Raw genomic sequence first — 2,283 nt, forward strand, 5'->3', positions numbered from 1 at the left:
AAGCGGGTGCCGCGGTCGTAGAGCAGGTTGAACTCGGCGTAGCGCCCGCGCTTGACCAGCTGGATCTCGCGCTCGGCCTCGGTCCAGGGCTCGGCCATGTGCCGCCGGGTGATCGGCGGGAAGGCGGCCAGGAAGGCGCGGCCCACGTCTTGGGTGAAGGCGAAGTCCGCCTCCCAGTCGCCGGTCGAGAGATCGTCGTAGAAGATGCCGCCCACCCCGCGCGGCTCGCCGCGGTGGCGGATGAGGAAATAGTCGTCCGCCCAGGCCTTGAAGCGCGGATAGTAGCCCGGATCGTGCGCGTCGCAGGCCGCCTTCAGCGCCGCGTGGAAGGCGGCGGTGTCCGCGGCGTCCTCGATCATCGGATTGAGGTCGGCGCCGCCGCCGAACCACCAGGCGGCCGGGGTCCAGAACAGGCGCGTGTTCATGTGCACCGCTGGCGTCAGCGGCGAGCGCATGTGCGCGACGAGGCTGATGCCCGAGGCCCAGAAGCGCGGATCGCCCTCGAGGCCGGGGATGTCCTTGCGCGCGGTCAGGCTGCGCTGCGCCGCCGCGCCGAGCCGGCCGTGCACGGTCGAGACGTTGACCCCCACCTTCTCGAAGACGCGCCCCTCGCGCATCACCGCCATCACCCCGCCGCCGCCGTCCTCCTCGCCCGAGCCGCCCCGCCGCGTCTCGCGCCGCTCGAACCGCCCGGCCGGCAGCCCGGCGAAGGGCCCCTTGTCCTGCGCATCCTCGAGCGTCTCGAAGGCGGTGCAGATCCGGTCGCGGAGCGCGCCGAACCAAGCCGCCGCGCGGTCTCTCTCGCTGTCGCCGACCGGTCCTGCCATTCGTTCCTCCCTCGCGCCGCCGGCGCCCGATCTGCCGCCTGCGGGCGCCGATGTCCAGCAGGACCCCGCCGATCCGGCCGCTGGTGGGGTGACAGGCGGGCGGGGATGCTGTATGGAGTGCCCTCGGAAAGCTCGGGAGCCTGCCGCATGAGAATCGTCCGGACACGCCGCCAGCTCTGACCGGTCCGGATCGGGCCGCTCGGCCCTTCTCGCTTCCTCCCGCTTCCCAGCCCGCAAGGCCAGCCATGTTTCGCTTCTTCGAGTCGCTCGTCGACCCCTACGCCCGCTATGCGGAGACCGACACGCCGCCGACGCGGCTCTGGCCCTTCCTGCGCGACTACCTGCGCCCGGCGCGCGCCGTCATGGCCTGGACGATCCTCGCCGTCCTCGCGGTGGCGGTGATCGAGATCTGGCTCATCTGGTACGTCGGCCGCATGGTCGACGTGCTCGGCGACACCCCGCCGGCCGAGGTCTGGGCGCGGCACGGCCTTGAGTTCGTGCTGGTCGCGCTCTTCATCCTGCTGGCCCGGCCGCTGGCGCAGACGGCGAGCGCGGCGCTCCTCAACCAGTCGCTGATGCCCAACGTCGGCACCCTGGTGCGCTGGCGCTCGCACCGCCACGTGCTGCGCCAGTCGGTCGACTGGTTCCAGTCGGACTTCGCCGGGCGCATCGCCAACCGGATGATGCAGACCGCGCCGGCGGTCGGCGAGCTCACCTTCCAGACCTTCGACGCGCTGGTCTATTCCGCCGTCTACCTGATCGGCGCGCTCTGGCTGCTCAGCGACACCGACCCGCGGCTCGGCATCCCGCTCCTCGTCTGGTTCGCCCTCTACCTCTGGCTCGTCGCCTGGACGGTGCCGCGCGTCGGCAAGGCGTCGAAGGAATTCTCCGACGCCCGCTCGGCGATCACCGGGCGGATCGTCGACAGCTACACCAACATCCAGTCGGTGAAGCTCTTCGCCCACACCCATACCGAGGAGGCCTATGCCGGCGAGGCGATCGAGAACGCGCGCCAGGCCTTCGCGCGGCAGATGCGCATCATCACGCTGATGGACCTCGGGCTCACGGTCATCAACGGCTTCCTGATCGTGTCGGTGATCGGCTACGCGCTCGTCCTCTGGCAGCAGGGCGCAGCGAGCCTCGGCACGGTTGCGGCGGCGGCGGCGCTGGTCCTGAGGCTCAACGCCATGACCGGCTGGATCATGTGGTCGCTCTCCTCGCTCTTCCAGAACGTCGGCGTGATCCGCGAGGGCATGGAGACGATCTCCCAGCCGATCCGCCTGACCGACGCGCCGGGCGCCAAGCCCCTTGCCGCCGGCGCCGGCGAGATCGTCTTCGACCGCGTCAGCCACCACTACGGCCGCGGCTCCGGGGGGCTGCGCGACGTGTCGCTCACCATCCGCCCCGGCGAGAAGGTCGGCCTCGTCGGCCGCTCCGGCGCCGGCAAGTCGACGCT

2 protein-coding genes are annotated in these 2,283 nt (G+C 71.4%); one reads left to right on the forward strand and one right to left on the reverse strand.

Annotated features, from left to right (window positions below):
* Positions 1–827 (reverse strand): oxygen-dependent coproporphyrinogen oxidase (gene hemF / locus Q0112_RS05110; RefSeq protein WP_297972331.1); only part of this gene is annotated, 827 nt, incomplete at its 3' end.
* A 245-nt stretch (positions 828–1,072) separates the two neighbouring features.
* Between hemF and Q0112_RS05115 the strand changes: the two genes are divergently transcribed.
* Positions 1,073–2,283: ABC transporter ATP-binding protein (locus Q0112_RS05115; protein WP_297972333.1), on the forward strand; the 1,211-nt coding region annotated here is incomplete at its 3' end.

Origin of the sequence: uncultured Amaricoccus sp. (genome assembly GCF_937858865.1) — a bacterium.
Lineage (GTDB): Bacteria > Pseudomonadota > Alphaproteobacteria > Rhodobacterales > Rhodobacteraceae > Amaricoccus.